This is a genomic window from Chitinophaga sp. (assembly GCF_036569125.1).
In the GTDB taxonomy this organism is placed as follows: domain Bacteria; phylum Bacteroidota; class Bacteroidia; order Chitinophagales; family Chitinophagaceae; genus Chitinophaga.
Genome location: NZ_DATCRF010000091.1, coordinates 1 through 5,340 on the forward strand (window position 1 = coordinate 1; position 5,340 = coordinate 5,340).

Below are 5,340 nucleotides of genomic sequence, written 5' to 3' on the forward strand. Positions count from 1 at the left end.
AGTTTTACCAGTGCGATGCTGATGTGGTGGGCAGTAACTCCCTCCTGAATGAAGTGGAATTACTGATGATCTACGACCGGGTATTTTCTAAACTGGGGATGCAGGGCTACGAAGTGCGGGTAAATAACCGCAAGATCTTAAGCGGCCTGGCTGAAAAGATCGGGAAACCCGAGCTGCTGATGGATATTACCATTGCCATTGATAAATTAGATAAGATCGGGGAGGCTGGTGTTAATGAGGAATTACTAAATCGCGGACTGAGCCAACAAGATGTAGACATAATCAACAACTTTCTGCGCATTGAGGGCAACAACACTGAAAAACTGCAGCAATTGCAAACCTTGTTGCAGGGCTCAAGCATCGCGCAAAAAGGCATTGAAGAATTATCGTTTGTGCTGAACAGTGGCTTAGGCCGTTTTCAATCGGCCCCGATCGTGGATGTAACCCTTGCACGCGGGCTGAATTATTATACCGGCATGATCGTAGAAGCCAAAGCGCCGGCAGCAGTGAAAATGGGCAGCATTGGCGGCGGCGGCCGTTATGACGACCTTACCGGATTGTTTGGCCTGCCAGGTTTGTCGGGCGTAGGTATTTCCTTTGGGGTAGACCGTATTTACGATGTGCTGGAAGAGCTGCAGCTGTTCCCGTCTACCGCTCAGCAAAGCACCAAAGTATTATTCCTGAATTTAGGCGAGCAGGCCTTACCGGTGGCGTTCAATCATGTAATGCAGCTGCGCGATAAAGGGATTGCGGCCGAAGTATTTCATGAGCAGACAAAGATGGATAAGCAAATGAAGTATGCTGATAAACGCGGTATTCCTTATGTAGTGATCATTGGGGAAAGTGAGCTGCAGGAAAATATGCTGAGCATTAAAAACCTGCAAACCGGGGAGCAGCAGAAGATTGCGGAGGGCGAACTATTGGGGTTTGCTTTTTAGAATTAATAATTAAGAATTAATAATCGTAAGGCCGGTACACCGGTGAAATGTATCTTTTGCACCCGCAAAATAAAAGAGGGCGGTACTTCAATTGAAGTATCGCCCTCTTTATTGTTAATTATTCATTCTTAATTATTAATTATTTATTCACCGCAACATTACTGCTCTTAAACGCCTCCAGCCCACATTTCAGCCAGCTGGCATATGCTTTTACATCCGGCGTATAACCCACCGGGCGTGTAAGCAATTTTTCATCGGGGCTAATTAACACATAGAACGGTTGCGAGTTATTGCTGAAATTTTCTGTTTGCATAGTAGCAAACTTATCCCCTATCGTTTTTATCTCTTTCTTATGGCCTGTGCCCGTAGTGAACAGGAACTGCGCATCTTCCGGCAGCAGCTTACGGTCATCTACGTATAGGGATACCAGTATGTAATCGTCTTTGATAATTGTTTTCACTTCATCCTTCGGCCATACATTTTCTTCCATCTTACGGCAGTTCACGCAAGCCCAGCCGGTGAAATCAAGCAGCAGCGGTTTATGCTGCGCTTTGGCCAGCGCTAAGGCTTTCTCATAATCATTCACCACATTAGCTTCCACACCTTTTCCTTTGGCAGCATCTTCCCCATACACACTGTAGGTTAAGGGCGGCGGAAAACCACTGATCAAAGCACGGTTTGCATAAGGCGTGTTGGTAACACCCGGTAACAGGTACAGGGTGAATGCTGCAAAAATAAGCGCGAACACCAAACGGGTTGGGCTCAGCTTTTTCAGCGGCGCGTCATGCGGGAAACGGATCTTACCCAGCAGGTATAACACAATACAAACACCAATAATGATCCAGATGCCGAAGAACACTTCACGCTTTAACAGGCCCCAGTGCTTTACCAGGTCTGCATTGGAAAGGAACTTAATGGCCATAGCCACTTCCAGAAAGCCCAGCACCACTTTCACGGTTGTTAACCAGCCGCCGGATTTGGGTAATGAATTTAACCAGCCCGGGAACATGGCAAAAATGGCAAAAGGTAATGCCAGTGCAAAACCAAAACCGGCCATGCCCATGGTGAGCTGCATAGCGCCGCCGTCTGTTGAAAGGGAGCCTGCCAGCAAGGAGCCTAATATAGGGCCCGTGCAGGAAAAAGATACCAGCGCCAGGGTAAGCGCCATAAAGAAAATACCAATGATCCCGCCTACGCTGGTCTTGGCATCTACCTTACTGGCTAAGCCACTGGGCAGGGTGATCTCAAAGTAGCCGAAGAACGAAATGGCAAATACAATGAAGATCACAAAGAAGGCCAGGTTCAGCCAGATGTTGGTAGAAATATTATTGAGTATTTCCGGGTTCAGCGAAGTTAAAAAGTGAAAGGGCAGGCTTAATAATACATAGATCAGGAAAATGAAAAAGCCGTACAATGAGGCATTCATGATCCCTTTACTTTTTTCCTTTGTTTTTTTGGTAAAGAAAGAAACGGTGAGCGGGATCATGGGAAACACACAGGGTGTTAGCAAGGCAATGAAACCACCCAGCATACCCAGTATGAAAATACCCCACAGGCTTTTCTTTCCCTCATGCCCAATACCACCACAGGTATTGGCAGGGCTGTCCAGTACAATGTTATTGCGTTTCAGCGTTTGCGCAGCATCGCTGGATTCCTGTAAGCCGGCTGCCACGCTGGTTAAGTTACCGGCTGCATCCAGGTTGAATTTAAAAGCTGTTTCTTCCGGGCCAACTACTTCTTCGCCCTTAATGGCCATGAAGTTCACACTGCCGGCTACTTTATTGGCGCCGGGTTTCAGCTTTACGGTGGCCAGCAGCTCTACTTCGTTCTCAAAAAATTTAATGTTGGCATTATCCAGCAGCGGCTCTTTGCGGCTATTCAATTTACCGGCTTCTGTTACATTCGTTAAGGTGGCAGTAGCTGCAGCGGTAGTATCCAGCACCACGCGGGTGTTGGGCTCATCATCGCTCATGGTGGTGGAAAACAGCTGCCAGCCTTTATCAATAGTACCTTTCAGGTGCAGCACATATTCGCCGTCATTTTTTTTCTCAGCGGAATATTGCCATTTTACCACGGGAGCCGTGGAGTCTTGTGCATGGGCTACTGCAGTGGCGCCCAGCATATATAGCAGAAATACGAATAAGTGCTTCATGGTGGTTTATCAGGGAACTTTAAATAAAAAAAATGGCAGTCCGCAGGGCTGCAATGGGCAGTGAATGGAAAAGTGTTGCATCTTATTTCATTCACGGCTGATTGCCGGCTGCAAACTGCCAGTTACAAATGATGAGTCAAATACTGCCTCACTTCCCTCCTATGCCTATTGCAAATTCAATCTCTTTGGGCGGCAGGCATTGGTGATCATCACATACCATGAACTCCACAGAGCCTTTTACTTTGGTAGCCGCTTTCCCTTTAACGGTAACGGTTTGTACAAAGTTTACCTGGTTCTCGTAATATTTTAATTCAGAATCAAAGTTCTTATCAAATGCTTTGTGCAGCTTACCATCTTCCTTTATGCGGCCGGTAGCAGCTACCAGCGGGTTCTTGCTGAACTTAAAGGAGGTAGGCACCGGTCCTTCACCGGCTTCCTGCGCATACAGGTGCCATCCCGGCTCTATGGTGGCTGTCATGTGCAGCTCATAGGTCTTGTCATTGATCTTTTTAGATGCAAAGCTCCATTTTACCGGATTCTCGATCTGCGCACTTGCCAATATGGGCAAGGCAAACAAAAGCAGTGCAGTGAACAGTTTCTTCATAATCAATTTTCTTTTTAAATGGTTGGTTGGTTCTGGTGTCTTAATTATTTGCGATCAGGCTCTGGAATATAAGCTGACCGTCTCTATTGTTCAAAGCGGCGCTGGTAGCACGCTCCGGATGTGGCATCATGCCAAAAACATTCCTTTCCTTATTACAGATGCCGGCTATGTTGCGGATGGCGCCGTTCGGGTTGGCAGCGTCCACAATATTGCCAAACTCATCGCAGTAGCGGAACAGCACCTGGTTGTATTTGAACAGGCTGTCCAGCGTGGCATCATCTGCATAATAGCGGCCTTCGCCATGGGCCACCGGTATCATCAACGGACGACCGGTTACATCTTTAGTGAGGGAGGTGGCGGTATTTTCGCTTTTCAGGAAGATATTCTTACATACGAACTGCTGGTTCTGGTTACGCAGCAGCACACCCGGCAGCAAACCGGCTTCACAGAGGATCTGGAAACCGTTACATACGCCTATTACACGGCCGCCTTTGTTGGCAAAGTCAATTACGCTCTGCATCATAGGGCTGAACCTGGCTATGGCGCCGCAACGCAGATAGTCGCCATAGGAAAAGCCGCCCGGAAGTATAATACAGTCCTGTGTAGTAAAAGTGCTAATGTCTTTATCCTTATGCCATAATTCTATAACTTCCTGCCCCAGGTCATAACGCAGGGCATCTATCATATCATGGTCACAATTAGAACCAGGGAAGGTGACAACACCAAATTTCATGTGAAAATCTTTAGTCAATAATACAGGTAAATTGCAAAATTAGGGAGCCGTCCGCACATTTCCATAGCCGTCTATACTAATGTGGTAATGTGCTGATATGCTAATATGCTAATGTGCTGACAAGTAGACTTGTATACATTATCTTATATTCTAACCAGCACATTAGCAGATCAGCACATTAGCACATTAACTAAAATATTGCATTACAACCACGTAGCCCAGCGTAATAAAGTGAATGATATTGGCCACCGTTTCATTGGTAATGGTCCAGTATACATTGGCCACGAACATAGAAATAGGTAATATAGCCAGCACCCAATAGTCCGGTGAAAAATGCACATTAAACAAAGGCACCAGGATAGCCACCATCACAAAAACGATCTGCACGGCCCAGGTTTTACGTGTTTGAATAAGCATTTTCTTGAGCGGCCGCTGTAACAGCATCCACCCCAGTATAAAGAAGAACAGGCTGACTATTACAGCGCCCCATGCTTTATAATCACTAAGAATTGGCAGGCTAAAACCTATACGGGGGATCCTTTTCAGCAAAGCCCCCTGGTTGGTGATGAACAGGTAAGTGCCCAGCAGGTACAGCGGGCATATGAGGCCCAGCAGGGCAATGATCCACTCTGCCAGCCGGAAAGGCCGCATAATGAGCAGGCTGATAAGCAGCAGCACGCAAAATACAATGGCCGGAAAGTAGAACAAGCCGGCAATACCGAGCGCAAAACCTATATTAAATACCACATCCCTTGCGGAAGTACGTGTATACAGCTCCGTTGTGCTGGAAAATACCCACAGCATAATACAGTTCACCAGCAAGGCCGGTGAAAATACATTCCAGCCCTGCCATAAAGAGGTAAAGAGCAGGTAGCTCATTGCCGGCAGGTAGGTGGACTTTGGAAACAGGCGG

At 46.9% G+C, this 5,340-nt stretch carries 5 protein-coding genes; 1 reads left to right on the top strand and 4 read right to left on the bottom strand.

The annotated features are described in order from the left end of the window. On the top strand, nt 1–938 hold a 938-nt coding region (locus VIM87_RS03245), incomplete at its 5' end, for a histidine--tRNA ligase (protein ID WP_331995577.1). A gap of 139 nt (nt 939–1,077) precedes the next feature. Here the strand turns inward: VIM87_RS03245 and VIM87_RS03250 are convergent. The 4 genes from VIM87_RS03250 to VIM87_RS03265 form a co-directional block, all read right to left on the bottom strand. Further along, nucleotides 1,078–3,090, bottom strand: a complete 2,013-nt coding sequence (locus tag VIM87_RS03250; protein ID WP_331995578.1) for a protein-disulfide reductase DsbD family protein — start codon at nt 3,088–3,090, stop codon at nt 1,078–1,080. Between the two features lie 148 nt (nt 3,091–3,238). Next, nucleotides 3,239–3,694: a protein-disulfide reductase DsbD domain-containing protein gene (locus VIM87_RS03255; RefSeq protein ID WP_331995579.1), complete on the bottom strand. Its 456-nt coding sequence runs from the start codon at nt 3,692–3,694 to the stop codon at nt 3,239–3,241. Between the two features lie 40 nt (nt 3,695–3,734). Then, nucleotides 3,735–4,427, bottom strand: a complete 693-nt coding sequence (gene purQ / locus VIM87_RS03260) for a phosphoribosylformylglycinamidine synthase subunit PurQ (protein ID WP_331995580.1) — start codon at nt 4,425–4,427, stop codon at nt 3,735–3,737. Nucleotides 4,428–4,613: 186 nt separating this feature from the next. Then, nucleotides 4,614–5,340, bottom strand: a 727-nt coding sequence (locus VIM87_RS03265) for a hypothetical protein (RefSeq protein ID WP_331995581.1), incomplete at its 5' end; no start/stop codon positions are given.